Source organism: Rhizobium sp. SAFR-030, from assembly GCF_059415005.1.
This window is the reverse complement of the sequence record NZ_JBPFDO010000007.1, coordinates 86,638-112,920: the sequence shown is the minus strand read 5'-3', so window position 1 is coordinate 112,920 and position 26,283 is coordinate 86,638. Positions and strand designations below refer to the sequence as shown.

Annotated in this window: 24 protein-coding genes and 1 pseudogene; 10 read left to right on the top strand and 15 right to left on the bottom strand. The window is 62.9% G+C overall.

The window, feature by feature from the left end:
• Positions 1 to 7: 7 nt before the first annotated feature.
• Positions 8 to 1,759 carry a hypothetical protein gene (locus ACR65N_RS20260; RefSeq protein WP_440458470.1) on the bottom strand — a complete coding sequence of 584 codons (1,752 nt, stop codon included), beginning with the start codon at positions 1,757 to 1,759 and terminating at the stop codon, positions 8 to 10.
• 170 nt (positions 1,760 to 1,929) lie between these two features.
• Here ACR65N_RS20260 and ACR65N_RS20255 point away from each other — a divergent pair, with 170 nt between their 5' ends.
• Together ACR65N_RS20255 and ACR65N_RS20250 are read left to right on the top strand one after the other, a co-directional pair.
• Positions 1,930 to 2,661 carry an FkbM family methyltransferase gene (locus ACR65N_RS20255; RefSeq protein ID WP_430307859.1) on the top strand — a complete coding sequence of 244 codons (732 nt, stop codon included), beginning with the start codon at positions 1,930 to 1,932 and terminating at the stop codon, positions 2,659 to 2,661.
• A gap of 81 nt (positions 2,662 to 2,742) precedes the next feature.
• Complete coding sequence (locus tag ACR65N_RS20250) at positions 2,743 to 4,977, top strand: HAD-IIIC family phosphatase (protein WP_440458469.1); 2,235 nt, start codon at positions 2,743 to 2,745, stop codon at positions 4,975 to 4,977.
• A gap of 61 nt (positions 4,978 to 5,038) precedes the next feature.
• Here ACR65N_RS20250 and hydA read toward each other — a convergent pair whose 3' ends face one another.
• From hydA to ACR65N_RS20225, 5 genes are all read right to left on the bottom strand, one after another.
• A complete protein-coding gene (gene hydA, locus ACR65N_RS20245; RefSeq protein WP_440458468.1) occupies positions 5,039 to 6,454 on the bottom strand; it encodes a dihydropyrimidinase in 1,416 nt (471 codons plus the stop codon).
• Positions 6,455 to 6,482: 28 nt separating this feature from the next.
• Entirely contained in the window at positions 6,483 to 7,748 is a 1,266-nt protein-coding gene (locus tag ACR65N_RS20240; RefSeq protein ID WP_440458467.1) for a cysteine desulfurase-like protein, read from the bottom strand.
• Positions 7,749 to 7,776: 28 nt separating this feature from the next.
• The gene (locus ACR65N_RS20235; RefSeq protein WP_440458466.1) at positions 7,777 to 8,523 is read right to left on the bottom strand and encodes an amino acid ABC transporter ATP-binding protein; all 747 of its coding nucleotides are present in this window, start codon (positions 8,521 to 8,523) and stop codon (positions 7,777 to 7,779) included.
• Positions 8,523 to 9,194 (bottom strand): amino acid ABC transporter permease, encoded by a 672-nt coding sequence (locus ACR65N_RS20230; protein ID WP_440458465.1) that lies wholly within the window; start codon positions 9,192 to 9,194, stop codon positions 8,523 to 8,525. The genes ACR65N_RS20235 and ACR65N_RS20230 overlap by 1 nt, the downstream gene beginning before the upstream one ends.
• A 63-nt stretch (positions 9,195 to 9,257) precedes the next feature.
• Positions 9,258 to 10,055 (bottom strand): ABC transporter substrate-binding protein, encoded by a 798-nt coding sequence (locus ACR65N_RS20225; RefSeq protein ID WP_440458464.1) that lies wholly within the window; start codon positions 10,053 to 10,055, stop codon positions 9,258 to 9,260.
• Between the two features lie 153 nt (positions 10,056 to 10,208).
• Between ACR65N_RS20225 and ACR65N_RS20220 the strand changes: the two genes are divergently transcribed.
• The 8 genes and pseudogenes from ACR65N_RS20220 to ACR65N_RS20185 all read left to right on the top strand — a co-directional run bounded on the left by ACR65N_RS20220 (position 10,209) and on the right by ACR65N_RS20185 (position 18,493).
• Positions 10,209 to 10,907, top strand: coding sequence for a FadR/GntR family transcriptional regulator (locus tag ACR65N_RS20220; protein ID WP_440458463.1), 699 nt, complete (start codon positions 10,209 to 10,211; stop codon positions 10,905 to 10,907).
• Between the two features lie 351 nt (positions 10,908 to 11,258).
• The gene (locus ACR65N_RS20215; RefSeq protein WP_440458462.1) at positions 11,259 to 12,614 is read left to right on the top strand and encodes an ABC transporter substrate-binding protein; all 1,356 of its coding nucleotides are present in this window, start codon (positions 11,259 to 11,261) and stop codon (positions 12,612 to 12,614) included.
• 59 nt (positions 12,615 to 12,673) lie between these two features.
• Positions 12,674 to 13,996: a carbohydrate ABC transporter permease gene (locus ACR65N_RS20210; protein WP_440458461.1), complete on the top strand. Its 1,323-nt coding sequence runs from the start codon at positions 12,674 to 12,676 to the stop codon at positions 13,994 to 13,996.
• A gap of 9 nt (positions 13,997 to 14,005) precedes the next feature.
• Complete coding sequence (locus ACR65N_RS20205) at positions 14,006 to 14,830, top strand: carbohydrate ABC transporter permease (protein WP_440458460.1); 825 nt, start codon at positions 14,006 to 14,008, stop codon at positions 14,828 to 14,830.
• Positions 14,830 to 15,885 (top strand): ABC transporter ATP-binding protein, encoded by a 1,056-nt coding sequence (locus tag ACR65N_RS20200; protein ID WP_440458459.1) that lies wholly within the window; start codon positions 14,830 to 14,832, stop codon positions 15,883 to 15,885. The genes ACR65N_RS20205 and ACR65N_RS20200 overlap by 1 nt, the downstream gene beginning before the upstream one ends.
• A gap of 14 nt (positions 15,886 to 15,899) precedes the next feature.
• A pseudogene (locus ACR65N_RS20195) lies at positions 15,900 to 16,643 on the top strand (glycerophosphodiester phosphodiesterase); the annotation flags it as partial.
• Positions 16,635 to 17,648: a LacI family DNA-binding transcriptional regulator gene (locus ACR65N_RS20190; protein ID WP_440458564.1), complete on the top strand. Its 1,014-nt coding sequence runs from the start codon at positions 16,635 to 16,637 to the stop codon at positions 17,646 to 17,648. The pseudogene ACR65N_RS20195 and the gene ACR65N_RS20190, both read left to right, overlap by 9 nt.
• Positions 17,648 to 18,493 (top strand): inositol monophosphatase family protein, encoded by an 846-nt coding sequence (locus tag ACR65N_RS20185; RefSeq protein ID WP_440458458.1) that lies wholly within the window; start codon positions 17,648 to 17,650, stop codon positions 18,491 to 18,493. Before ACR65N_RS20190 ends, ACR65N_RS20185 begins: the two co-directional genes overlap by 1 nt.
• 1 nt (position 18,494) lies before the next feature.
• Here ACR65N_RS20185 and ACR65N_RS20180 read toward each other — a convergent pair whose 3' ends face one another.
• From ACR65N_RS20180 to ACR65N_RS20140, 9 genes are all read right to left on the bottom strand, one after another.
• On the bottom strand, positions 18,495 to 19,361 hold the full coding sequence (locus ACR65N_RS20180) for a glycerophosphodiester phosphodiesterase (protein WP_440458457.1): 867 nt from the start codon (positions 19,359 to 19,361) through the stop codon (positions 18,495 to 18,497).
• Positions 19,362 to 19,459: 98 nt separating this feature from the next.
• Positions 19,460 to 19,783 (bottom strand): EthD domain-containing protein, encoded by a 324-nt coding sequence (locus ACR65N_RS20175; RefSeq protein WP_440458456.1) that lies wholly within the window; start codon positions 19,781 to 19,783, stop codon positions 19,460 to 19,462.
• Positions 19,784 to 19,795: 12 nt separating this feature from the next.
• Complete coding sequence (locus tag ACR65N_RS20170) at positions 19,796 to 20,731, bottom strand: 2-hydroxyacid dehydrogenase (RefSeq protein WP_440458455.1); 936 nt, start codon at positions 20,729 to 20,731, stop codon at positions 19,796 to 19,798.
• Positions 20,732 to 20,760: 29 nt separating this feature from the next.
• On the bottom strand, positions 20,761 to 21,537 hold the full coding sequence (locus ACR65N_RS20165) for an amino acid ABC transporter ATP-binding protein (RefSeq protein ID WP_440458454.1): 777 nt from the start codon (positions 21,535 to 21,537) through the stop codon (positions 20,761 to 20,763).
• Between the two features lie 29 nt (positions 21,538 to 21,566).
• A complete protein-coding gene (locus tag ACR65N_RS20160; RefSeq protein WP_430307844.1) occupies positions 21,567 to 22,367 on the bottom strand; it encodes a transporter substrate-binding domain-containing protein in 801 nt (266 codons plus the stop codon).
• Between the two features lie 51 nt (positions 22,368 to 22,418).
• Entirely contained in the window at positions 22,419 to 23,075 is a 657-nt protein-coding gene (locus ACR65N_RS20155; protein ID WP_440458563.1) for an amino acid ABC transporter permease, read from the bottom strand.
• Between the two features lie 15 nt (positions 23,076 to 23,090).
• Positions 23,091 to 23,759, bottom strand: a complete 669-nt coding sequence (locus ACR65N_RS20150; RefSeq protein ID WP_430307843.1) for an amino acid ABC transporter permease — start codon at positions 23,757 to 23,759, stop codon at positions 23,091 to 23,093.
• Between the two features lie 108 nt (positions 23,760 to 23,867).
• Positions 23,868 to 24,905 (bottom strand): LacI family DNA-binding transcriptional regulator, encoded by a 1,038-nt coding sequence (locus tag ACR65N_RS20145; RefSeq protein WP_440458453.1) that lies wholly within the window; start codon positions 24,903 to 24,905, stop codon positions 23,868 to 23,870.
• 278 nt (positions 24,906 to 25,183) lie between these two features.
• Positions 25,184 to 26,125: a bile acid:sodium symporter family protein gene (locus ACR65N_RS20140; protein WP_440458452.1), complete on the bottom strand. Its 942-nt coding sequence runs from the start codon at positions 26,123 to 26,125 to the stop codon at positions 25,184 to 25,186.
• Positions 26,126 to 26,283: the final 158 nt, after the last annotated feature.

Here is a 26,283-nt window from a genome sequence, read left to right as displayed (position 1 = left end):
GTAGTTCCTACTCCGCCGCGATCAGGTTGGTGCGCGCCAGGTTCTTTCCCTGCTCAGACCAGATTGGCTGGAGCTTCATCACCTGCTCCGGCAATTGCGCCACGATGCCTTCCGCCGCCGCCTGCAGGGTTTCGATCGAGGGCATCTCCTTCGGCGGCAGGACGCCGTCGAGATCGACGAGGAATTCGCCGAAGAGGTTGCGCGACAGGGTGATGATACGCTGCATCAGGGGGCCGAACTCGTTCGGCTGCGTAACGATCCTCAAGCCCTGTTGGTCGAAGACCGCGGCCGCGGCCGACCCGTCGAGCGAGGCGTTGAGCGCTTCGATGAACAGCCGGTACCCCATGAAGTCCTTGAGGAGGAGGAAGTCCAGCGCGGAGGGGTTCCGTGCAGCGACCGGATCGGCGACGAGGATGCACGGACGTAAACGGCCGCGAAGGTCAAGACGGTCCACCAGCAAATTGAGGGATTGTCCGGTGCCGACCATGTCGACGAGAAGATTGCGCTCGCCCATGTTCGATCGAAGATAGGCCTCGAATTCCTCCGTGCCGTCGTGGCAGAGCGTCCGCGATATCTTCAGGTAGCGGGCATGCGGCATGCCGGTGCGGGCAAAATGGCTGGACACAAGCATCTCATGCCAGAGGTTGCAGTCCCTGGCGCAGGTGAGAATCCGGTCGGCCTCGAAGGTTGCAGCAAGCTGCCTGATCCACAACGATCCCAGGATCATCAGCGGGATGTTGATCGAGGCCTGCGCCTTCAAGGCGTTGGCGATCTGCGGCTCCCGGTGATGGATACCGAGCCTCAGGCGCCGCACGGCGTGCGCATAGGCCGGCAACCCCGCCTCGTGCAGAATCGTCTCGGTCGCGCTCCACTTCGAGATGCTCACATACATCGGCTGGATGCCGACTTCCGAGGCGCCGACGACGTCCGCATGCAGGTTGTCGCCGTAGTGGCAGCGGATGGCGTGCTTGGCCATCACATCCGGCCAGATCTTGCGCTGGTGCTTCCCGTAATTGCTGAGGTAGAGCTCGTTCTCCAGCCCGCACTTCTCCTTGAGGATCCGCTGGACGAACTCATAGGGCAGGTACATGTCGGAAATGATGATGTCGCCCGGGTTGACGAAGGCGACGACCTCCTGGATCGGAAAGAGCGTGTCCCACTCCTCTTCCAGTTCCATCATGCGCAACATGCCGGCGGCGGCCTCGGTCACCAAACCGTCGCCGACCAGCAATGCGTAGATGTCGTCGAGCCCGTAATCCTGCCGCCCGAAGATCGACATCTCGACCAGGTGACGGCGCTCGGCAAAGCCCGCGATCCCCGACTTCACCTCCACCGCCCGAAAAACCTCCAGCGGATCGTAGCATCGCCGTGCAACCAGCGTATCGAACAGGTCGAAACTCTGGATCTTGCCGTGGTCGTCCGAAGCGTTTTCGCGCAGGACATGGGTGGACCGCGCATCCCCCTCGTTCGGCAGAGGACCGCAATAGGTTCCGGCAAGCTCCAGCCTGCCTCCCTCGGCGAGGCGCGTCTTCATCACGCAGGTAGGCCGGCCGTTGTGATCGAGGATACGAACGGTCTCGCCGTCGATATCCCAGAATCGCTCGTTCGGATGCGAGTAACCTGCGACCGAACCGCTCGCATGAAACAGGAACGTCCGGGAAACCGTGATGTCGTGCGGTTCGATGACGAAGTCGAAGGTTCTCGAAGTAAGCCACTCGCGCGTCGGCGCTGGAGGGCTGATTGCGACAACGGCGTTCATTGGACGTTCCCCAGATTGATGGCAAGAATGCTAGCCGGTTAAACTTGCGTCGGCCTGTATCGCCGGCGCCAGTACGTGCGCGCTGCATAGCTTCGCACCAGTTTCGACGCCTATCTTCTTCGTCATTGCACGGCGAAAACTTGACCGTGTGCACCGGAGCGCAAACAACGATGACGATCGCCCAGAGAGCAGGCTTCCCCAATCCTTTCATCACGCTGGAATGCCAGTCGCATGGGATCGACGCCGCGCCCATTCCGACTCATGTGTACGAGACGTTCGCGCAATGCAATGAAGACCTGATCGTCGAGGCGGTGCTGCGCGCCAACCTTTCGCGCGCCGGCCGGTCGATGGACACCGTCCGCTATATCGAGATCGGCGCCAACCATCCGTTCCAGACGAATTCGACCTACCTGCTCTACAAGATCTACGGCGCACAGGGTGTTCTCGTCGAGCCGATCCCGGCGCTGGCGCAGGTTCTGCAGGCGAAGAGGCCGCGCGACACGGTGGTCAACTGCGCAGTCAGCACCTCGACAGTCGCCACCGTCGACCTGCATGTTCATGAGAAGAACGAACTGTCGTCGGTGTCTGCCGATCACATCTCGCGCTTCAAGAACCTCGGCGGTTCGGACGGCATCCTCGAGACGATCACCTGCACCAACATGCACGTCAACGATTTCATGCGCGCCTATTACGGCCCGTACTGCGACTATCTGTCGGTCGACGTCGAAGGCCTGGATGCGGCACTGCTCACCGAGATGGACAGGGTTTTCCAGCCGACGATCATCCAGTGCGAGCACGAGGGCCGCGTCGAAGAGTTCGACAAGATCCTGCGGCCGCGCGGCTACGGTCTGCTGGCCCAGACCGACGTCAACGTCATCTTCCTGAAGTCGACGGTTCTCTGACACGAACAAAAGGGTCTCGCCGTTCGATCTCGAGCCGGGAGCGGTCGAGTTCGGCGGCGAAGCGCTAGAGGAGCGCTCGCATTGAAGATCGGCTACGACAGCAGAATTCTACCCATCGATGGCGGTCGCCCCGAGTTCGCGTTGATCTTCGTGCATGGAAGTCATGCCGAGGACCTGACGCCCAGGAAACTGGCGGAGCGATGGGGTCCGCATATGGCGACCACGCTGTTTGCCATGCCGGTGTTTAACGGCATCGGCGGGCCGCCTGAGGGCGCGTCGCTTGAGAGTCCTCCCGGAGCATGGCCGGCCGGCAGTCTCGAACCCGCCTGCGCCGCGCTCGGCCGGTACGTGGACCAGATCTGCGAGGAATATGGTCTCTCGCCCGACCGCGTGACGATCGCCGGCCTGATGGAAGGCGCCACGCTTGCATTTCGCTACGGTCTGGAGACGGAGAACGGTCCTGGATCCATCGTCGGCTTCGGCGGCAACGTCACCGGACTTTCGATCACGAAGGAGACGGTGAAAAGCCGTCCCGCCGTTCTCCTCGTCCACGGGGAAACGGATGGCGTCGTTCTTCCAGCCGACTTCCTGCAAGGCTACACGATGCTCGCCGAAGCCGGGATCCCGGTCACCACCTGCTTCCGGCCGCAGGTGGGCCGGGTCGTCGACGGCGTGGGTGCCGACGCGACGATGTTCTTCCTGAGGGGCATGCAATCGACGAAGCCGCCTGTCGTCATCCGCCGGGACGCGGCGCCGAATGTCGAGAAATCCGTCAAGCTGGTGATCTGGGATCTCGACGACACCTTGTGGAGCGGGACACTCGACGACGAGGATGCGCTGGTTCTCTACGATAGACGGGTCGAGGCGCTCCGACGGCTCAACCGATCGGGCGTGGTGTCGGCCATCTGCTCTAAGAACGACTTTGAGACGGCGCGCCGGAAGCTGGAGGAGTTGGGGCTGTGGGACGAGTTCGTGTTTCCGCGGATAGGCTTTGTTCCGAAGGGGCCGGCACTGCGGTCCTTGATCTCGGACATGCAGCTGAAGGCAAAGAACTGCGTCTTCATCGATGACAACGACGTCAACATTGCCGAGGCGAAAGCCGCCCTTCCCGACCTGTTCGTGGTCGACGCGAAGTCTCCCGACTGCGACGCGTTCCTGGAACGGCTGGTCGACGCGCATGCTCATGTTAAAAAGTCACGGGTCGAGGAATATCGAAGCCTCGAAAGCCGGGTGACGGAGAGCCGCAGCTTCGACGGCGACCGGGAAAACTTCCTCAAAGGCTGCGACATCCATGTGGCGATCGCCAGCAGCGCCGATCTTGTCGATTTCGCACCGCGCATCGAGGAACTGATCAACCGCACCAATCAGCTCAACTACCTGAAGACCCGGGTTCAACCGGGCTCGATGGTCGATTTCGTCTCGGAGCCGTCCCTCCGAGAGGGCTTTGCTCTCTTCGCCTGGGACAAGTTCGGCTACCACGGTCTGGTCGGCTTCATTGCCGGCGATGTCCGGACCGGGACCCTGCTCCACATGGCGTTCTCGTGCCGCATCATGCACATGGGCATCGAGAACGTTCTGCTGCACCGCGCCTTCCAGCGGTTCCCCAGCCTGCAGGTGCCGGCGAGCGTGCCCGTCGTGCCGGAGATACCCGACTGGATCACCGTCGATCACGTCGCACACCCTGACGTGCGGGCTCGCATACTTGCCGAGGAGAAGAGCCTCGGCCCCGACACGCGCGACGTCCGGATCCGTTTCATGGCCAACTGCCAGTCGGGCGTGTTCAGCCATTTCTCCGGGCTTCGCGACGTCGCGGAGGTAGACAGCCATCCGCGGATCTTCGTGATGTCGCTGGTGCTGGACAAGTCGTACCGACAGCAGAATTTCCCGCCGGCCGTCGTCCACTATATCGGCTCCGATTTCTACGACATCATGTGGCCCGCGGAGCTGCGGCACAGGCTGGACAGCGAAGTCTACGAGCAGTGCGTCACGGAATTCTGCGACTATCTGAAAGCGATGGGGCGACGGCTGCTGGTGATCGGCAATCCACGCGGTACCGAGGTCAACCACGACCACGTCATCCGCGGCGTTACACGCGAACGGATGAACGCCTTCAACGACATCTGGAGACGCATGGCCGCGCACCGGACTGAGGTCGATTACCTCGACGTCGACGGCTTCGTCGGTCCAGACAGGATGGCCGATTGCGTACACTTCAGGGTGGATGCAAGCCGCGACATCGCCGAGCGGATCCGGCAGTGGCACGACGATCTGCCTGAGAGCGTCTTCATGACCGGCCCGCTCCTCGAAACGGCCTGAGCGGGCGAACCGGCTATCTGTCGTCCCGAAGCGCGCCGCGGCATGCGCGGCGTTCTTCCTGTCAGAATGAGCGGTTCACCACCAGCGAAGATCGCTCGCGGGACAGATAGGTCCCGCCGGCTTCGGACACCGCGACTGCGGCTTTGCCGACGATCGTCTTTCCGCGCAGCAGCACACGGACCGGCCAACCCTGAACCTCAAGCCCCTCATAGGGCGTGTAGTCAGCGCCGTGCTGCAGCAGGTCGTTGGTCAGCGTCACCCGGCTGTTGGGATCCCACAGCGCCAGGTCGGCATCGGCGCCGATGGCGATCGTTCCCTTGCGCGGATAGAGCCCGTAGAGCCTGGCATGGTTGGTCGATGTCATCGCGACGAACTGGTTGACGGTAATCCGGCCCTTCATCACGCCTTCGGAAAACAGGATCGGCAGGCGGGTCGCAACACCCGGTATGCCGTTCGGGATCCAGCGGAAGTTTCGCTTGCCCTTATCGTTCAGCTTGCCCTGTGGATCATCGAAGCGGAAGGGGCAGTGGTCGGACGAAAACAGGTCGAAGACCCCCTGCTCCAGCCCTTCCCAGCAGGCCTCCTGGCTTTCCTTGTCGCGCGGCGGCGGCGAGCAGACATATTTGGCGCCTTCCATCGCGTCCTGGTCGAGGTCGTCGGCGGTCAGCATCAGGTATTGCGGACATGTCTCTCCGGCGATCTTCTGGCCGCGCTGGCGCGCCCGGCGGATCTCCTCCATCGCCTCGCGGTTGGACACGTGCACGATGACGATCGGCACATCGACGATCTCGGCCAGCGACAGTGCCCGGTGCGTGGCCTCACGCTCGGCGGCGATGGGACGCGTCGTGGCATGCGCTTTTGGCGAGAGCTTGCCCTCCTCCTCGTGCCGGCCGATGAGATAGCGGATGGCGTCCTCGTTCTCGCAGTGGACCATCACCAGGGCGCCGGTGCGCCGTGCGGCATCGAGCGTCGCCAGGATCTCGTCGTCGCGCAGCCGTAAGCCGTCATAGGTCATGAACACCTTCAGCGACGTGTAGCCGTCCTCCACCAGCGCCGGCAGTTCCTGGCCGAGAACGTCGGGCGTCGGATCGGTGACCACCAGGTGGAAGGCGACGTCCACATGGCATTTGCCGTCGGCCTTGGCGTGATAGACCTTGAGCGCCTCGCGCAGCGTCTGGCCCTTTTCCTGCATGCAGAACGCCAGAACGGTGGTGTTGCCACCGACCGCCGCCGAGCGGGTGCCGCTGTCGAAATCATCGGCCATGACGATGCCGTTGCCGGACGGCTGATCGAGATGCACATGGCTGTCGATACCGCCGGGCAGCACGAGAAGACCCGTCGCGTCGATCACCTCGTCGGCATCGGTGAGCTCGGCAGCCAATGCCGCGATCCGGCCGTCCTTGATGCCGATATCACTGACGAAGGTGTCGCTGGCAGTGACCACCGTGCCGTTGCGGATGACCGTGTCGAAGCGCATCGTCTCTTCCCTTTGTCCAGGTTGCCGCTTAGCTGGCCTTGGCGAGACCGGTCTCGCCCGAGAGGATGGTGTCGAGGGCGGCGGTGAAGCGATCCACCTCCTCCACCGTGTTATAGTGCACCATCGATACCCGCAGCATGCCGCCATCCTCGGTCACGCCGAGATATTCGGCGAGCCGCCGCGAATGGAAGTCGCCGAACCGCATGGCGATCGTCTGCGCATCCATCGCCACGCAGAGCTCGCCCGCCTGACGGCCGTCGAAGCGGAAGGCAATGGTCGGAACGCGGCTGCCGTCGCGATTGTAAGCCTGGCCGACGATCTGGCAGTCGTTGCGTGACCTCAGATAGCCGAGCAACCGTTCGGTCAGCAGGTTTTCCTGAGCCGTGATGGCGGTGAATGCCGCCTCGATCTTCCGGCGAATCGATCCCGTCTCGCCGGCCTGTTCGCCAAGCGTCACCAGGTAGTCCACGATCCCGCAGGTGGAGTAGGCAAGCTCATAGTTCGGATTGCCCGGCTCCAGCTTGCCCGGCACTTTGTCCTTGCCGTAAAAGTAATGGTAGAGCGTATCGAGTTCGAGCAGCAGGTCGTACTTGCCATACATCAGCGCGTAGTGGGGGCCATAGGTCTTGTAGAGGCTGAAGACATAGTAGTCGGCATCGAAGGCCTGCACATCGACCGCCCGGTGCGGCGCATAGGCCACCGCATCGACGCAGATCTTGGCACCGCGGGCATGGACGAAATCGGCGATCTCGCGGATCGGGTTGATCGAGCCGAGGATGTTGGAGACGTGCGTGACGCAGACCAGCTTCGTGCGCTCGCTCATCAGCGGGACGAGATCGTCGAGCTCCAGCGTCAGGCTGTCCTTGTTCAGCGGCCAGATCTTCAGGACGATGCCGCGCTCCTGCAGCCGATCCCATGGCCCGATATTGGACTCATGGTCGCTGACGGTGACGATGATCTCGTCGCCCGGCGACAGCTGGCTATGCATGGCGCGCGCGAGGTTCTGCAGCAGGGCCGTGGTCGAGTTGCCGAAGACGATCTCCTCGGGGCGGCTGGCGTTGACCAGATGCATGGCGGCGGTGCGCGCTTCGTAGAGTGCAGCGGCTGCCGCCTGCGACACCGCATAGGAGCCGCCGATCTGCACGTTCTTCTCGATCAGGAAGGTATTGATACGCTCCACCGAACCCTTGAGGATCTGCGAGCCGCCGGCATTGTCGAAAAATGTCCAGCCGCGGGAAAGCCCGGGAAACTGGCTGCGCACGTAGTCCAGGTTGAGCGGCGCCGTGTTGGTCATGCTAATCGTCCTTCGGATAATGTCTTGTTCAATGATCGAGAACGGCGCGCAGGAAGCCCCGCGTCCGATCTTCCTTGGGTGCATCGAACACCTCTGTGGGCGTACCCGCTTCCACCAGCCGTCCGCCATCCATGAAGATGACCCGGTCGGCGACCTGGCGGGCAAAGCCCATCTCGTGCGTCACGACCACCATGGTCACGCCCGTCCCGGCAAGCTTTCGCATGACGTCGAGGACTTCGCCGACCATTTCCGGATCGAGCGAGGAGGTCGGCTCGTCAAAGAGCAGCACCTTCGGCTCCATCGCGAGCGTCCGGGCGATCGCCACCCTTTGCTGCTGACCGCCGGACAGTTGCTCCGGATACTTTTCCGCCTGCTCGGCTATGCCGACGCGTGCCAGCAGTTCGCGCGCCTTGCGCTCGGCCTCAGCCGGCGTCGTGCCGCGCACCCGCATGGGAGCGAGCATGACGTTCTTCAGCACGGTCATGTGGGGGAAGAGGTTGAACGACTGGAAGACCATGCCGACCTCGGCACGCACCCTGGCAAGGGCCGGGCCGGGTTCCACGCGGATGCCGTCGACGATGATGCGGCTCTCCGGTGTCGCCGCTTCGAGATGGTTGATGCAGCGGATCAGTGTCGACTTTCCCGATCCCGACGGACCGATGACGCACACGACTTCGCCCTCGGCGATATCCAGATCGATGCCGTGCAGCACGGTGAAGGTGCCATAGGCCTTGGTCAGGCCGCGGATGGAGATGAGCGGTTGAGGCCTGTCCATCAGCGTCTCCCCCGGCTGAAGTGTTTTTCAAGCCGCTGCACTACCGCAACCATCGGCCAGAGCAGGATGACGTAGATGAGCGCGGCGCCGATCAGCGGCGTGGGGTTGGCGGATAGCGCCTGCGCCTGCGTCGCCTGCTTCAACAGGTCCGGCATGGCGACGACCGAGGCGAGTGCTGTATCCTTCAACACGTTGATGCAGTTGTTGGTGAGCGGTGGAATGACGATGCGGATCGCCTGCGGCAGGATGACATCGACCATCGTGTGCCTGCTGGACAGGCCAAGCGCCGCCGAGGCCTCGAACTGGCCATGCGGGATCGCCTCGATGCCGGCGCGGAAGATTTCGGCCGTGTAGGCAGCCGAGACAAGCGACAGCGCGGTTACCGCCGACAGGAAGGGAGACAGCCGGATGCCGACGAAGGGCAGGGCGTAGTAGACGACGATCAACAGCACCAGCAGCGGAATGGAGCGGAACACATCGATATAGATGCGGATGAGAGCCTGGGCGAATCTGGGCGCATACATGCGCGCCACGGCGAGAAACAGACCGCCGACAAGCCCGCAGACGATGCTGACGGCACCGATCTGCAGCGTCACCACGAGGCCGCGCAGCAATTGCGGCAGGCTTTCGAGAAACACGTCGAGGTTGAAGAAGGTATTGATCAGGTTCATGCCGGTGAGGCTCCCTTTGGCAGGCCGGCGGAGCAGTGGTGCCCCGCCGGCTGCGAGACGGCCTTACTTGGCTTTCGGCATGTCCATGACCATGACGGTCGAGGTCGTGGCTTCAGCCTTGGCACCGAACCACGTCTCGTGAAGCTTGGCGAGGTAGCCTTCCTTCTTCAGCGTGGTGATCACGTCGTTCACCTGGGATGCCAGCGGATCACCCTTGTTGAACATGATCGAGTATTTCTCACCCGTCGGGATGCGCTCGACCACCTTCAGCTCGGGCTTGTCCTTGACGTAGTAGAGGAGGGCCGGGATGTCGGAAATGTAGCCGTCGATACGGCCGGCAACGAGATCGAGCATGGCCGGCTGCAGGCCCTCGAACTTGCGGATCTCGCCAAGCTTGTAGTCGCCCTTGTGGGCTTCGGCCCACATGTCTCCCGTCGAGCCGGTATCGACGCCGACAACCTTGCCGCTCATCGCCTTCAGCCCGTCGATGCCGGATTTCGCCGTTGCCGTCAGCGACTGGTCGCTGTCATAGTAGGGCTGGGCGAAGCTGACGGAGGCAAGGCGCTTTTCCGTGATGGTGATCGACGAGACGGCCATGTTGATGCGGCCGGACTGGACGGCGGGGAAGAGGCCGGCGAACGGCGTGTTGACGAATTCGACCGTTTTGCCGAGGCGTTTGGCGACTTCGTTGACGAGGTCGACCTCGAAGCCGACGGTCTTGCCGCTGGCATCCTGGAACTCCCAGGGCACGTTGCCGATGTTGGCGCCGACGGTCAGGTCGGCCGATTGCGCGGAGGCCGCACCCAGCAGCGCCATCAGGCCGGACAGAAGTGTTGTCTTGAAGGTGTTGGAGCGTGTCATGAGAGTTCCCCTTGTTATTGAACATGACTCAATCTACAGTGGCCTGACTGGTCAGACCAGTCGGGCCAAACAAGCATGTGGCTTCCATCTTGGCAATGGGCGTGGAAAAAATAGATCGGGTGCTGCGGTCCCGCAGCCTGATTGGGAATTTCGATGTTAAGCAAAACGCTCGTACCGCAGTCGGTCGCCCGCGAAATCCAGACGATGATCCGCAGCGGTGTGCTGAAGGCTGGTGAAAAGATCCCCTCGCAGCGGGAGTTCTCGCAGACCCTCGGCGTCAGTCGGGCGTCGCTGCGGGAGGCGCTGCTGACCCTCGAAACGCTCGGCCTGCTGAAGACAGAGATGGGACGCGGCACCTTTGTCGCGACGCCTGCCGAGGGCGAAAGCCAGAGCGGCGCGCACATGGCGCCGTGGCGCTATTCCGACAGCTACTCAGTCTTCGACGTCTTCCAGACCCGCATCCTGCTCGAAGGCGAGATCGCCCGCCTTTCCGCGGGCCGGCTGACCCAACTGCAGCTCGAGAAGATGGAGAAGGCAACGCAGACCATGGAGGAATGCTGGGCCGGCCAGGATCTACTCGCCAATGTCGAGGCCGACCTGGAATTTCACGGCATCATCGTCTCCGCATGTTCCAACGCAATGCTCAGGGCGCTCTACCAGAACGTCCGTGACCAGGTGACGGAAACGCAGCGCCAGCCGATCCCAATCACCGATCCGCAGCGGATGCGCGATTCCATTGCCGAGCATCGGCGGATCATCGCGGCGCTGAGCCAAAACGACGCCGCTCTCGCCCGCCGGGAGATGGAAGGACACATCCGCAACACAGCTCGTTGCGCTGGCCTCAAGCCCTGATCGCACCCGCTCGGACGTGCCCGCGATAGCCGCCTGGATTGCGGAGGCGCGTCACACCTCGGACAACCGGTCGCGCGCCCGGCACTGCCGGTTCGACCCAAGCTTTGGCTCCGGTTAGGCAAGGCCCGCGGCCGCCCGCCTGGCTTGAATTGCACGCCATCCAGGTCCTGCTGCACCCCTCCAGGAAACAGCCGAATGACAAAATGTACACGTGTGCATTTTGTCATTCGGCTGTTGTGAAGCGGCTCTAGGGTCCGCCCTGTTCAGGATCAACTCGTTGCTTTTCGGACCGGGCGTGCTGCTCTCACCAAGGTCGACGAAATGCAGGATCGCTCTTCGGGGGACCACACCATGACCGTACTTCCGCGCCTCAAATTCGCCGTGCTGGCATCAATATTGCTGGCATCCACCGCCGTCCTTGCCGAGGCGAGAGACGTCACAATCTCCGTTTGGGCCGGCGGCACCGGGCCGACCAACAACTACCGGATCGAAGCCATCAAGATGGCTGCCGACGTCGTCGAGCGCGAAGCCGCCATTCGCGGCGAAGATCTCAAGATTACCATCGACGGACAGGCCTGGAACGGCTGGGACGACTTCAAGCAGGCGGTGACGCTGGCGGCCGAATCCAAGAAGGCACCGAACATCATCGTCACCGGCCATGAGGACATCGGTCCCTGGTCGCAGTCGGGCCTGTTGCGCCCGATCCAGGATTACGTCGATTTCGGCGCGTGGCCGCTCAACCAGCTCTATCCGAACCTCATCGCCGTCTCATCCTATGACGGCCGCATCTGGGGCATCCCGCAGGATGCCGAGGCGCGCGCATTCTACTTCTCGCGCAGCCACCTCAAGGCGATCGGCTATTCGGAAACCGATATCGATGCGCTTCCGGGCAAGGTCGAGCGCGGCGAATACACGCTCTACTCGATGCTCGACGACGCCAAGAAGATGCAGGACGCCAAGGTCGTCGAGCCGGGCAAGGGCTTCATGCCGCGGCCCAACAACGGCACCGACTACTGGCAGTTCTACCAGAGCTTCGGCGGCGAACTGGCGGACGCCGAATCCGGCAAGCTGGTGCTCGACCGAACGGCGCTGACCGGCATGTACCAGTTCTTTGCCGATGCCGTCGCCAAGGGCGTCGTGCCGGCCACCTATCTCGGCATGACCTGGGACACCTGGCACCAGGCCGTCGCCGGCGACAAGGCCGGCATCACCCATGGCGGCACCTGGCACAAGGCGGAATGGGAAGCCAAGTGGGGCATGAAGGACTTCTTCGGCCAGATGCAGTACAGCCTCGTGCCGGCAGGCAACGAGAAAGGCCGCGCCAACACGATCACCCATCCGCTCGTCTACCTGCTGTCCACCGGCGGCACCGACGAGGACGCGACGCTTGCAGCCGAACTCATCACCATCGCATCGGAGCCGCACATCAACGCGCTGCACGCGGTGAAGTCGGGCCACCTGGCAATCGGCTCCGCCGAGGCCGGCATTCCACTCTATGCCAATGACCGCTGGACGACGATCGCCACCGAAAGCCTGCTCCCGCACGCCAACGCGATCCCCAACAACAGCGATTTCGGCGTCTACTGGAAGGCGATGTACAAGGGGCTCGAAGCCTCCTGGACGAAGACCTCTTCCGTCGCCGACGCCGTCAAGGCGGTCGAGGCGGAAGTGCGTGCCGCACTTGGCGACAAGATCATCATCCGCTGATCATCCCTCCACCGGGCGGAGCTTCTCCGCCCGGTCTCTCCTGCCATATCCGGTGTCCCATGCGCATCTTCAGCTCTCTCAGGGCAAACCTCCTCGGCCTTGCCTTCATGGCGCCGGCGCTCGTGCTGCTGTTCGGCTTCTTCTTCCTGCCGGCGATCCTCACCAGCGTCTTTGCCTTCACCAATATGAGCACCGCGACCGGCATCACCGGCGGCTCCTACGTCGTCACCGGCAACCTGTTGCGGGCGCTGGGCGAAGAAGGTGTTGATCGCAATACCCTGGACAGGCTCGGCCAGTCGATCTACCGGATCGACGGTGCCGGCCTCGACAGGGCGCGCGTGGCCAAGGTAGATCCGAAACTGATCTTGGAGATCGACGGGCGGTTGAACGGTCGATCCTTCTCGAGCGCAGCCGACTTTGAGAAGGAATTGAAAGCCCTGCCGTCGCGTCCGAGCAGGATCCGCGACCTCAAGATCGCCGAAGCGTCGTTCGAGCAGTCGGTCCTCAACCAGCGCTACGCGGGCCGCGCCGACATGAATGCCGCCCTGTCGACGATGCTGCCTGACGCGCCGGCGGCCACAGTCGCTAGAATCGCCGATGCCAGCTATACGGGCTGGACCTGGACGAGCGAGAACTTCACCCATCTGGCATCGACGCCGGACACCTGGAGGATCGTGGCCAACACCGTCTTCTACGTGGCGGTGACCCTCGCCTTCAACGTGCTGGTCGGCCTGTTCCTGGCAATCACCACCTTCTACCTGCCGCCCACGGGCGCCGGAATTTTCAGCGTGCTGTGGCTTCTGCCGCGCATCACGCCGGTGGTTCTCTACACCGTGCTGTGGAAGTGGATGACCTGGGAAGACGGCTTCCTCTTCAACGTCGCCAGCCATCTGGGCCTGCCCGCCTTCAACTACATGAAGGGGTCGGTGGAGAGCGCCTGGACAGTAGTCATCCTGGTCAACGGCTTCGTCGGCGCCTCGTTCGGCATGATCCTGTTTTCCGGCGCGCTGAAGGCCATCCCAAGCCAGCAGCTTTGGGCGAGCGAGGTCGATGGCGCCAGTCGCTTCCAGCAGATCCGCTACATCATCCTGCCGCAGATGCGCTGGCCGATCCTGTTCGTCACCAGCTACCAGACGCTGTCGCTTCTGTCCTCCTACCAGGAGATCTGGCTGACCACCAATGGCGGGCCCGGCAGCACAACGACGGTCTGGGCGCTGGAAGCCTTCAAGACCGCGCTCAACAACTATACCGGCAATCTGCAATACGGACTGGGTGCCGCCATGGCGCTGGTGCTCGTCGCCGTCGGGCTGCTGCTCTCCGTCGTCTACCTGCGTCTGTTCCGCTTCGACGACATGATGTCGAAGCCCAAGATCGAATTCTGAGGAACGGCCATGACACGCAACTTCGCAGCCTGGCCGGTTATCCTGCTGCTCACCATTCTGAGCCTGCCGCTGGCGATCATGTACCTGTTCCTGGTCGTCGACACGTTCAGCAACACCGCCACAGGATCGATCCTGCCCAACGCCTTCACCCTTGAGCATTGGCGGTTCCTGATCGACCCGACGATCACGGGCGATGTCTGGAAGCCGACGCTCACCACCTTGCTGTTTGCCGTCAGCATGGCGGTGATCGTCGTCAGCGTCTCGGCGACAGCCGGTTATGCGCTCTCGCGCCTGGCCCTGCCGTTCCGCCGCTTCGTACTCTCCGGCATCATGGTCATGCATGCCTTCCCTTCCGTCACCCTCATCATCGGCGTCTTCCTCGTGCTGCAGTTCGCCGGCCTCTATAACTCGCTGATCGGCGTCATCCTGGTAAAGTCGAGCCTGATGCTGCCCTTCGGGATCTGGATCATGAAAGGCTTCTACGATGCCGTCCCGTGGGAGATCGAAATGGCCGGCGTGCAGGATGGCGCATCCCGTTTCACCGTCTGGCGGCGACTGATCCTGCCGCAGGTCAAGCCGGGCCTCCTGTCGCTGGCTATCTTCGCCTTCATCGACGGCTGGAGCGAGTACATGCTGCCGCGGATCCTTGCGCCATCGGCGGATTTCGAAGTCCTGTCGATGTATCTCAACACCGTCTCCGATCCCAATTCCAGCACCTACAACTTCAACATCTTCAAGTCGGTCGGGCTGTTCTACACGCTCCCGGTTCTGGCGCTCTTCGTGCTGTTCCAGAACCGGCTGATGAACATCTTCGGCGGAGGCACCAAGGGCTAATGCAGATCTCCATCCGCAATTTCACCAAGACGTTCGACGCCACACCGGTCATCGACAACATGAACCTGACCATCGAGGACGGCGAGATGCTGGCGCTTCTCGGGCCGTCCGGCTGTGGCAAATCAACGACGCTGTTCACCATCTGCGGCATCCACCGCATGAACGGCGGCCGCATCCTGTTCGGCGATCGCGACGTCAGCCATCTGCCGAGCCAAAAACGCAATGTCGGCGTGGTGTTTCAGAACTATGCCCTCTACCCGCATCTGAGCATCTTCGAGAACATCGCCTTCCCGCTGACCGTCCGTCGCGACAGCAGGGCGGACATCGACCGCGCCGTGCGGGCGATCGCCGAGCTGACGCATATTTCCGAGCTGCTGGAGCGTCGTCCGGGGCAGCTGTCTGGCGGCCAGCAGCAGCGCGTCGCCCTGGCACGCGCCCTAGTGCGCAGGCCGGACGTGCTGTTGCTCGACGAGCCGCTTGCCAACCTCGACGCCAAGCTTCGGCTGGAGATGCGCTCCGAAATCCGTCGCATTCAGCGGGAAACCGGCATTACCGCCGTGCTCGTCACCCATGATCAGGTCGAGGCAATGTCGATGTGCGACCGCATCGCCATCATGAAGAAGGGCGAGATCGTCCAGATCGACACGCCCTCGGACATGTACCGAAATCCGCGCACCGCTTTCGTTGCGGGTTTCCTCGGCAATCCGCCGATCTCGTTCCTCAACGGCGTTGCAACGGACGGGGCCTTCGCGATCGCACCACTTGGCCTGCGTATTCCGCTGGTGGCCTTGGACGGGATCGCCGACGGCACGCCCCTGACGCTCGGCGTTCGGCCGGAGGATTGCGGCCCGCAGGGCAATGTGCAGATCGAAGGAACGGTGACGTTTGCCGAGACGCAAGGGCGCGAGAACCTCTATGACGTGACATTGGCGGACGGCTCGGTGCTGCGTTCGATCCAGCCCTCCGGGCGAACTGTGGCAGTCGGCGACAGCGTTCGCTGGCATATCGACAGCAAGGCCGTGTTCGTGTTTGCCGAGGATGGCGAGAGGCTTTGACCAGGGCGAGCGACATGGCCGGAACGCAACGTGATCTTTCAGCCTTCTTCAGCCGTTTCGGCTGGCCGGAGAACCGCCGCCTGCCGTTCTGCATTGCCCATCGCGGCGCCAGCGGTCACGCGGTGGAGAACACGCTCATTGCCTTCCGGCGCGCTGCCGAACTGGGCGCCGAGATGTGGGAGATCGACACGCAGCTGACCGCCGACGGTGTGGTCGTCGTCTCGCATGACGATCACCTTGAGCGCGTGTTCGGTGCCGATCTGCATATCTCGCAGCTGAGCTTTGAGCAGCTGCGGGAGGCGGTGCCCGAGGTGCCGCGCTTTGACGAGGTGGCAATGCTCGCCCGCCAGACCGGCTGTGGCCTCTATGTGGAATTGAAGCGCGCCGGAACCGGTCCGCTGTGCTGGCGCCACCTGCAGGCGATGGGACAGCGGTTTGCCTGTTTCGGCTCGTTCGACGTGACGCAAGTGCGAGAACTGCGCGACCTGGGCTGTGATTATCCCTTGTCGGTGCTGGTTCGGGTCGGTGCCGATCCGCATGGGCTGGGTGATGAGGCGGGCGCCGATATCCTGCATCTGTGCTGGGAACGCGCCGGTGACACGCCACAGCAACTGGTGACCGACGACTTGCTGAAGCAGGTCTTCTCGCAGGGTCGGGAGGTCGTTCTCTGGCATGAGGAGCGGCCCGACGTTCTGGCGCAGATCATTGTGCTGCCGGTCCTCGGCATCTGCACCAATCTGCCGGATTTGATGCGACCGCGCGAAACCAGCACCTTGGAGCGTCCGGCGAGGCGGGTTACCTCGCACGATGTCGCGCGTGCTGCCGGCGTGTCGCGTGCCGCGGTGTCGCGCACATTCACCCCCGATGCCAGCGTCTCCGAAAAGACCCGCGAGAAGGTTCATCAGGCGGCGAGGGATCTTGGCTACCGGGTAAACTACCTCGCCCGCGGCCTCACCAACAAGCGGTCCGATTTCGTCGGACTTGTCGCCGCCGGGCTCGATAACCCGTTCCGCACCCAGCAGCTCGAGCATCTGGCCCGGGCACTAATTGCCCGCAACTACCGGCCCATCCTGCTGCCGACCTCGAAGGAAGCCGACAGCGCCACGGTCATCGGGCAGCTGCTGCACTATGCAGTCTCGGGGGTCATCGTGACCTCCGACGCGCCGCCATCGCACATCTGCGAGGAATGCGCCGCCGAGGGCGTGCCGATCGTCCTCATCAACAAGGGCGAGGACTATCCGTTCGTCGATCGCGTCGTCTGCGACGATCGCAATTCGGGCTACCTCGCAGCCGATCACCTCGTGCAGGCGGGAGCGACAAGACTGGCGGTGGTCGCTGGCACAGCAATCTCCTCTTCGTCGCGCCGTCGCGCCGAGGCGTTCCGGGCACGCTGTGCGGCAAGCGGTATCGATGCGGCGCTCGTGCCGGTGGCACAGAACGACTACCGCTGTGGGCGAGAGGTCGTGCCGACCCTGCTCGACCTCGGCATCGACGGCATCTTTTCCGTCAACGACTACATGGCCTGCGGCATTCTGGATGGCCTCAGCGATGCAGGCCGGCGCGACGGCTCGGTCCGGGTGATCGGCCACGATGACATCCCCCAGGCGGCCTGGGGTGCCTACGACCTGACCACTTTCCTGCAGCCCTGCGATATCCAGGCCGAGCAGGTCATCGATCTGCTGACAACCCGAATTTCCGATCCGGAGGCCGTCGCCCGTGTGGAATTCACACCGACAACCTTCATCAACAGAAGAAGTGCCTGATGACATTCGCATTCGATACTGCCGCACTGCGTCAGCGTGCCGAACTTGCAATCGCCGTGGCCCGAAGGGTCGGAAGGGACGCCGCCGCCTTCAGAGCCGATGCCGGCAGCGAGGAGCTGGCTGTCGAAAACAAGGGCCTGCAGGATTTCGTCACCGTCGCCGACAAGCGTGCCGAACAGACGATCCGCGCTGCGCTTCAGGAAAGCTTCCCAGACGATGCCTTCATGGGCGAGGAGGGCGGCAGCGCCCGCCCTCAGACGGCGCGGATTGATACGCCTCCGGGGACCTGGGTCGTCGATCCGATTGACGGCACGACCAATTTCATCCGCGGTTTCCGACACTGGGGCGTGTCCATCGCGTTCGTTTCCGGCGAAGACATCCTGGTCGGCGTGATCTATGACGCGACGCGTGATGTGGTGTTCAGCGCGATAAGCGGCGAGGGGGCACTGCGCGACGGCAAGCCGATCAGAGCCGCGAGGACCACGGACCCGGCCCGCGGCATCGCCATTCTCGGTCACTCGCGGCGGACCGATTTCGAGGATTACCTCGCGGTATCCCGCCGCCTCTTTGACACCGGGATGGACTATCGCCGCATGGGTGCCGCGGCCATCGGCCTCGTCCGGGTCGCCGAAGGCGTGGCGGATCTCTACTACGAACGCCATCTGTCACCCTGGGACGTGCTGGCCGGGGCGCTCATCGCACGCGAGGCTGGCGCTGAAGTCGCCATTCCACCGGTCGAAAGGCTCCTCGCCGAGGGTGGGCCAGTCTTTGCCTGCGCGCCGGGGCTGGCTCAGGCACTTGCCTTCCTGGTCGAGACGGAAAGAGAGGCGTTCGAGCCGGCCTAGACTACGGCGCGACCGAGCCGCTGCGCTGCAGCCAGGCACGCTCCATGGCGGGCGCCCGATCGGTGGTGATCTGGTCTGGTCGCAACGCCATCAGCGCTGAGAATTCCGCCCACTCCGGATCGGTGAAGCCCGCCTCCGGAGTTCGCAGATTGTAGGTCCACGCGTCGACGACCTTTCCGTGCCGATGGCAGAGCCCGATCAGGTCGAGACCGTTTTTGGCTGCGTGGAGCAGCAATTGCCACGACAGATAGATGGTGTCGGGCTCGGTCGGACCTGCAAGATCGGCCACGAGCTCGCGCTCGACAGCGGCCCATCCATCCTGGCGCTGGATCTCGACCAGCTTGTCCGTAGGATCGATACCGCGCTTCAGATCGGGCATGGATTGCCGGAGCGCGATGATCAGAGGAAGGTCGGAGCCACTGACGATAAGCCGGCTAAGGGATACGCTGAAGTAGTCTCTGAGGTGATCGATTCCGCGTTCGCCGATGCGGTCGAGACCGTCCTTCATGTCGAACTGCAGCAGGGCGTCCGGATGCGCGTCGGCGATCAGCCCGGCAAGCTCCTCGCTCAGCATGACGCGACTGCCGCCCTCGAGCATGGTCAGACCGTCGAAATCGACTTTGGCCTGCTCCCGGACGGAACCCCGGCCGGTGGTCTCGCCCTCAAGCACCTCGTCATGCAGGACCGCGAATCCACCGTCGGCGCGCACCCGCAGATCGATTTCCATAGATGCTCCGAGCTTGAAACCGTCAGCCATGACGGCCGGCGAGAACAGCGGATCGCCCGGGTGGCGGCGAAGGCGATGCCACTTGAGGCGGGTCTGAAAATCCTGGTGTCGGATGAAAAGGCCGGATTCTGAAGGCGTCATGATATCTGCACTGTCCGATCGGAGGGAATCAGCCGACGATCCTATCGGACCTACTTGTCAGCAGGATAACAGAAGCTGCCGCCGGTCTCTTCCTCCACTCAACCGAGTGCCAGGTCGAACACGTGATGGTGGATGTGCCCGTCGAACATCTCGAGCAGACCCTTGGTGGCTTCACGGCTCTCGTAGCGGATCGGCGAATCCAGCGCGACGGCCAGCGCCTCGCGGCTATCATACATGGTCGACAGCACCATCGGGTAGCTTGGAGCGCCTTCGTCCCGCTCGATGTCGTAGAGCACCCTCACTTCGCGGATCCCTGGAAAGGCGAGCCACATCGGCATCAGCTTGTTGCGGACATAGGCTTTGAAAGCCTCCTCCTGTCCCTCTCGGATAGTGCCTTCGAAAAAGGCCTGGCGAATGATCATTCGAATGTCCTGTCAGTTGACGGTGGTCGCCGGCGTCTCGCCGCCGAAATGCGCGGCCAGGTTGGCGAGCACCATCTCGCCCATGGCAAGCCGCGTTTCGATCGTCGCGCTTCCCTGGTGCGGCATCAGCACCGTGTTCGGCGCGGTGAAGAATTCCTCGCGGATGTTCGGTTCATTGACGAACACGTCTAGGCCGGCGCCGGCAATGGATTCGTCGTTCAGCGCTGCAAGAAGCGCGTCCTCGTCGATGACCGTGCCGCGGGCGATGTTGATGACGACACCCTTTGAGCCAAGCGCCCGCAGAACATCCGAGTCGACCACTTTACTGGTCGCAGCACTTGCGGCGATCGCAACGCAAAGCACGTCACTGTCTGCCGCAAGTTCGACCGGCGATGCGCAGGACTTCCACGGCGTATCCGCCACCGGTGACCGGTTCCAGTAGCGGACCTGCATGCCGAAGGCCTCCGCACGACGGGCAAAAGCCTTGCCGATCTGCCCGAGCCCGAGAATGCCGACGCGCTTGCCCGTCGGGCTTGTACCGAGCGGAAACGGCTCGTTGCCCCACTGGCCGCCACGAACATAGGCGTCGCCGCGCGGTACGTGCCGGAGCACAGCCAGCATCAGCGCGATGCCAATATCTGCGACGTCATCGGTAAGGACGCCGGCGGTAATGGCCACATCGATGCCGCGGCTGCGGGCGAATGGGAGATCGACCTTGTCGGTTCCGACGCCGTTGACGGAGATGACGCCGAGAGCCGGCAGCTTCTCGATCCACTCGTTGGAGATCCCGGTGCCGCCGCCAGTCACCACGCCGCGGATATTCGGCAGCGCCGTTTCAATTGATGACACCTGCGCCGGATCGTACAGCCGGTGCACGGTGTAGAGCGCTTCCAGCCGTTCCTCGAAAGGCGCCATCATCGGTTCAAGCAGCAGGACTTCGGGTTTCATGTCTGCATCCACTGTGAGATTGGTTCGGATCAGGAAATCTGGCCGAGGAAGGTTTTCAGCCGCTCGTTTTTCGGATCTCCGAAAAACGCCTCGGGCGTGCCGGTTTCGAGGATTTCGCCACGGTCCATGAAGATCACCCTGTCGGCCACCTGCCGCGCAAAGCCCATCTCGTGGGTGACGCACAGCATGGTCATTCCCTCGCTGGCGAGGTCGATCATCGTGTCGAGAACCTCCTTGACCATTTCCGGATCGAGTGCCGAGGTTGGCTCGTCGAACAGCATGATCTTCGGGTTCATGCAGAGCGCCCGGGCAATCGCGACGCGCTGCTGCTGTCCGCCCGACAGCTGGGCAGGGTACTTTTCGGCCTGCTCGGGGATCCGGACCCGCTCCAGGTACCGGCGAGCGATCTGTTCAGCCTCGACCCTGGAGATGCCCCGCACCTTCATCGGCGCAAGGGTGCAGTTCTCCAGCACGGTCATGTGCGGGAAGAGGTTGAACTGCTGGAACACCATGCCGGTTTCCTGCCGGACGATGTCGACGTTCTTGCCGCCGGCGGTCAGGTCATGGCCGTCGACGACAATCCTGCCCTTCTGGATCGTTTCCAGCTGGTTGATGCAGCGGATCAGCGTCGACTTGCCCGAGCCGGAGGGTCCGCAGATGACGATCCGCTCGCCGCGCTGGACGGAGAGATCGATGTCCTTCAGGGCGTGGAAGGCGCCATACCACTTGTTGACGCCTTCCATCCGCACCACGAGGTCGGAAGCTCCTCGCACATCCGTCGCTGCGTTCGTTCCAACTTCACTCATGCGAGGACCTCCTTTCGTTGATCGGGTGCTTACTTCTTGGTGGCGACGAAATCAGGCAGCGGCGCACCAAGCCACTTTTCGTGGATCTTGTTGAGTTCGCCGCTTGCCTTCGCCTTGTCGATGAAGCCGTTGACGGCCGTCAGCAGTTCGGTGGACCCCTTGCGCACGGCAATCCCCTGAACCTGCTGGCTCAGCTGCAGCTTCTGATCGAAACGACCCGGCGCGGCCTTCTCGATCTGTGCGGCGACGACGTTGGAGACGCCAATCAGTTCGACCTGGCCGGACAGCAGGGCCTGCACGGCACTGGCATCATCATCGAAACGCTGGATCTTGGCATCCTTCGGCGCCACCTTGGTGACGGCGGTATCCTGCGTCGAGGCACGCGCCACGCCGACGGTCTTGCCGGAAAGATCCTCCGCCTTCGAGACGCTCGTGCCGGTGGCGCCGAAGACGCCGATCGAGATGCCGGCGTAGGGCTGCGAGAAATCGACGCTCTTGGCACGCTCCTCGGTGATGCCGAGCGAGGCGACGAGAAGATCGACCTGGTTGCTCTGCAGGTAGGGAATGCGGTTTGGCCCGGTGACCGGCACGATCTGAACCGTCACGCCCCATTCCTGGCCGAGGAGCTTGGCAACGTCGGCGTCATAGCCGTCAGGCTGGTTGGAGGTATTCATGATGCCGAACGGCGGGAAATCGACGAGCATGCCGACCTTCAGCGTGCCGGCGGACTTGATGCTTTCGACCGTCTGCGCCGAAGCCGTGGAAGCGGCAGCGCCGACCACCAAACCCGCGCCGATTGCGGCCATCACCATGCGTCTGGAGAAATTCATGTTCCTACCCTTTGCTGTTGTGCCGGCGTCCTCCCCCGGCGTTTGATCCCGTCAACGCGTGGTCGCGCGGGAGAATCGTACTTCCATCCGCCGCGCCAGCACCGACAGCGGCCAGCACAGAACGAAGTAGACAGCCGCCACGGTGCCGAACACCATGAACGGACTGAAAGTGGCATTGTTGATGATCTGTCCCTGACGGGTAAGCTCGGTAAAACCGATGATTGCCGCCAAGGATGTGCCCTTGATGAGCTGCACCAGAAAACCGACGGTCGGCGCGACGGCAATCTTCGATGCCTGCGGCAGAATGATGTAGCGCATGCGATTGAAGTAGCGCAGCCCGAGAGCAGTCGCAGCCTCCCGCTGGCCAGGCGGCACCGCGTCGATGCAGCCCCGCCAGATTTCGCCGAGGAAGGCGCTGGCGTGCAGCGTCAGGGCGACGGTTGCAGCAAGCCAGGGATTGATCGCGAAGCCCACGATGTTCATGCCGAAGAACACCAGGAAGAGCTGCATCAGCAGCGGCGTGCCCTGGAAGACGCGGATGAAAGCGGTGGCGATCAGGCGTGGCCATCGCGCATCCGAAACCCGCATCAGGGCGACGAACAACCCGCCGATGCCGCCGCCCGCAAAGGCGATCGCCGACAGTGCGATCGTCCACTGTGCGGCATAGACGATGATCCAGAATTCATTGATGCCGAAAGGTCTGATCAAAGGCATGTCAGGCTCCTAGCGGCTCAGGGGATATTTGAAGGCGGCCTTCTCGATGACCGAGAAGATCAACGAAAAGCCGATCGACATGACCAGGTACATCGCCGTGATGACGATATAGACCTCGAAGCTGGCAAACGTCTGCGACTGAAGATTATTGCCGGCAGCTGCCAGATCGTCGGCGGAGATGGCCGAAACGACGCTTGAGGTCAGCATCAGATAGATGAACTGGCTGGTCAGCGACGGGTAGACGGTTCTGAGCGCCGGCTTCATGACGATGTAGCGAAACACCTGAAGCTTGGAGAGGCCGAGCGCGGTCCCGGCTTCGACCTGGCCCTTCTGAATCGATTCGATGCCGGCGCGAATGATCTCCGTGCCGTAGGCGCCGAAATTGATGACCAGCGCCAGAAGTGCTGCACCATCCGGCGACAGGCGAAGGCCGAGCGATGGCAGGCCGAAGAAGATGAAGAAGATCTGCACCAGGAACGGCGTGTTGCGGATGATCTCGATATAGGCGTTGATGACCCACCGCAGCGGCGCCACGCCGGATGTCTTGCCTGCCGCGCAGATAACCGAAACGATCAGTCCGAGGATCATCGACGCGACGGACAGCTGAATGGTCAGCCAGGCTCCGAGCAACAACTGGTCGAACCCCGCAAACACGGGCTCAAAGTTAAACACGTACAACTTGGGACCTCCCCCGCGGTTGTCGAAAGGGAAGCGCTCCTCCGCACATCCTCTTCGTTTAGATCGATCTAAAAGCTTTCGAGGCCGGTCGTCAACACCTCTCCTTGCCTATTGTAGAGCGGAGAGGGCGATCGGCCCACATGTCTGTCGGATGTGCAGGACACTTCGCATCACGAGCCTGCGAGCCTCACGCCGCGGATCTGACACCCGGTCGAGCAGCAACTGCGCCGCCGTCTGGCCGATCGTCACCGGTGCCGTCGAAACCGAGGTCAGGCGCGGGCGCATGGTTTCGGCGTCGCTGACGTCGTCGAAACCGATCAGAGAAATATCTTCGCCGATCCGCAGTCCGCGATCGTGCAGCCCGGCGGAAAGGCCCAGTGCCACGACATCGTTGAAGCAGATGACGGCCGTCGGCTGCTGATGGCCGTCAAACAGCAGCGATGCTGCTCCGGCGATTTCCCCGACAGGATTCGGTACCCGGATGATCCGTTGCGGATCGAGGCCACGCGACAACATGGCGTCGCGGAAGCCATCGACCCTTTCGTTGTAGGCAGAGTGGACCGGACCGTGCACGGCAAACGCGATCCTGCGATGACCGAGCGCCGCAAGATGATCGACGGCGTGGGCGATGCCGCCGGCGTAATCGGCGCCCGCATAGTCGAACTCGTCCGAGACGTGACGAAGAGCCTGCACCAGCGGCAGGCCCGACTGGGCAAACTGCCGCATGAATTCGGGTCCGGTGTCGGCTGCCGGGCAGATGATGACGCCGTCGACGCTGTGTTCGCGCATCCGACGCATCATCATGTCCTGACGTTCGGCGCTATCACCGCTATTGCCGAGGATCACGACCATCCCGGCCGCATCGATGACGGCCTCGATCCCCGACAACAGTTCGGCAAAGAAGGGATTGGTGAGATTGGGCACGATCACGCCGGCGGTATAGCTGCGCTCCGCCCGCAGTCTGGCGGCGCCCATGTTGTAGACATAGCCGAGGTCTCGCATCGCCTTTTCGACGCGCAACCGCGTTTCCGCACCGACCAGCGGGCTCTTGCGGATGACGAGCGAAGCGGTCGCACGCGACACGTTGGCGTGCTGCGCAACGTCGATCAGCGTGATGCGGGGCTTTTTTCGCTCTTCGAACGGCATCCTCATCTCTTAGCAGAGATCCGGCGATCTCGAACAGGTCTCACGTCACCACGTGCAGCACCGTCAACCGAGCGACGTGTGACCGTTGATCAGTAGCGGCTTCGGCGCTGCGATGTGGCGTGCCTGCTGCGGCTGTCGCAGCCAGCGCCGCATCCAAGGTCCGCGGTTCCTGGCAGGCGCTGATGTATTGCCGACGACGACCTCTCCCTCAGCCTGCATGCGTTTCGATGTGTTGCAGGTGACGACCGGACGTGTCGAACAACGTCCGGTCTGCGGCATCAGGCCTTGTCGGCCTCATCCACCCGGCCCGAAAACCAGTTGGCCAGCAGTGCGCCGGAGATGTTGTGCCAGACGCTGAAGATGGCGCTCGGCACGGCGGCGAGCGGCGAGAAGTAGGCGGTGGCCAGTGCCGCGCCGAGGCCGGAATTCTGCATACCGACCTCGATGGCGATCGCCTTGCGCTTGGCAAGCGACAGGCCGGACGCTCTGGCCGCGAAGAAGCCGAGCAGATAGCCAAGGCCGTTGTGCAGGACGACGACAGCAAAGATCATCAGGCCGGACTGGACGATGGCGCCCTTCGAGGCACCGACGACGGCCGAAACGATGAGCACGATGCCGATGACGCTGACGAGGGGCAGGGCAGGGACCGCTGCCTTGACGAGGTTCGGCAAAAGCTTCTGCAGCGCCGCGCCGAGCGCCAGCGGCACCAGCACCACCTTGACGATGCTGAGGAACATCGCCCAGCCGTCGACCGGCAGATACTGGCTGGCAAACATCCAGACCAGGAACGGCGTCACGATCGGCGCCGCGAGCGTCGTCACCGAGGTGCAGGCGACCGACAGGGCCACGTCGCCCTTCGACAGGTAGGTCATGACATTGGACGAGGTGCCGCCGGGGCAGCAGCCGACGAGGATGACGCCTGCGGCGACTTCCGGCGGCATCGGGATGATCCAGGTCAGCAGCACTGCGAGCAGCGGCATGATGATGAACTGGCCAAGCACGCCGATCGACACGTCGAAGGGCCGCCGCAGCACTTCTCGGAAGTCGTCGACGGACAAGGTGAGACCCATGCCGAACATGATGATCGACAGCAGCGTGACGATCCAAGGCGCGATCTGCTTGAACGTATCGGGGAAGAAGAAACCCAGAACTGCAAACAGGATGACCCAGGCCGCAAAGGTTCGACCGACGAAAAATGAGATGGATGCCAGAAGCTTCACGGGCGCACTCCGAAACAAAACAGATGGCGAGGTCTATGCTGCAAGATAGGCAAGTCAAGGCCACCCGAAGCCCGACCCGGCCTGTCGCTGCGTTTCCCGCATCCGCCGCGCCCGAAATGCCCTGTCTCTCAGCAGCCAACTGGCAAAGTCGAATCCGA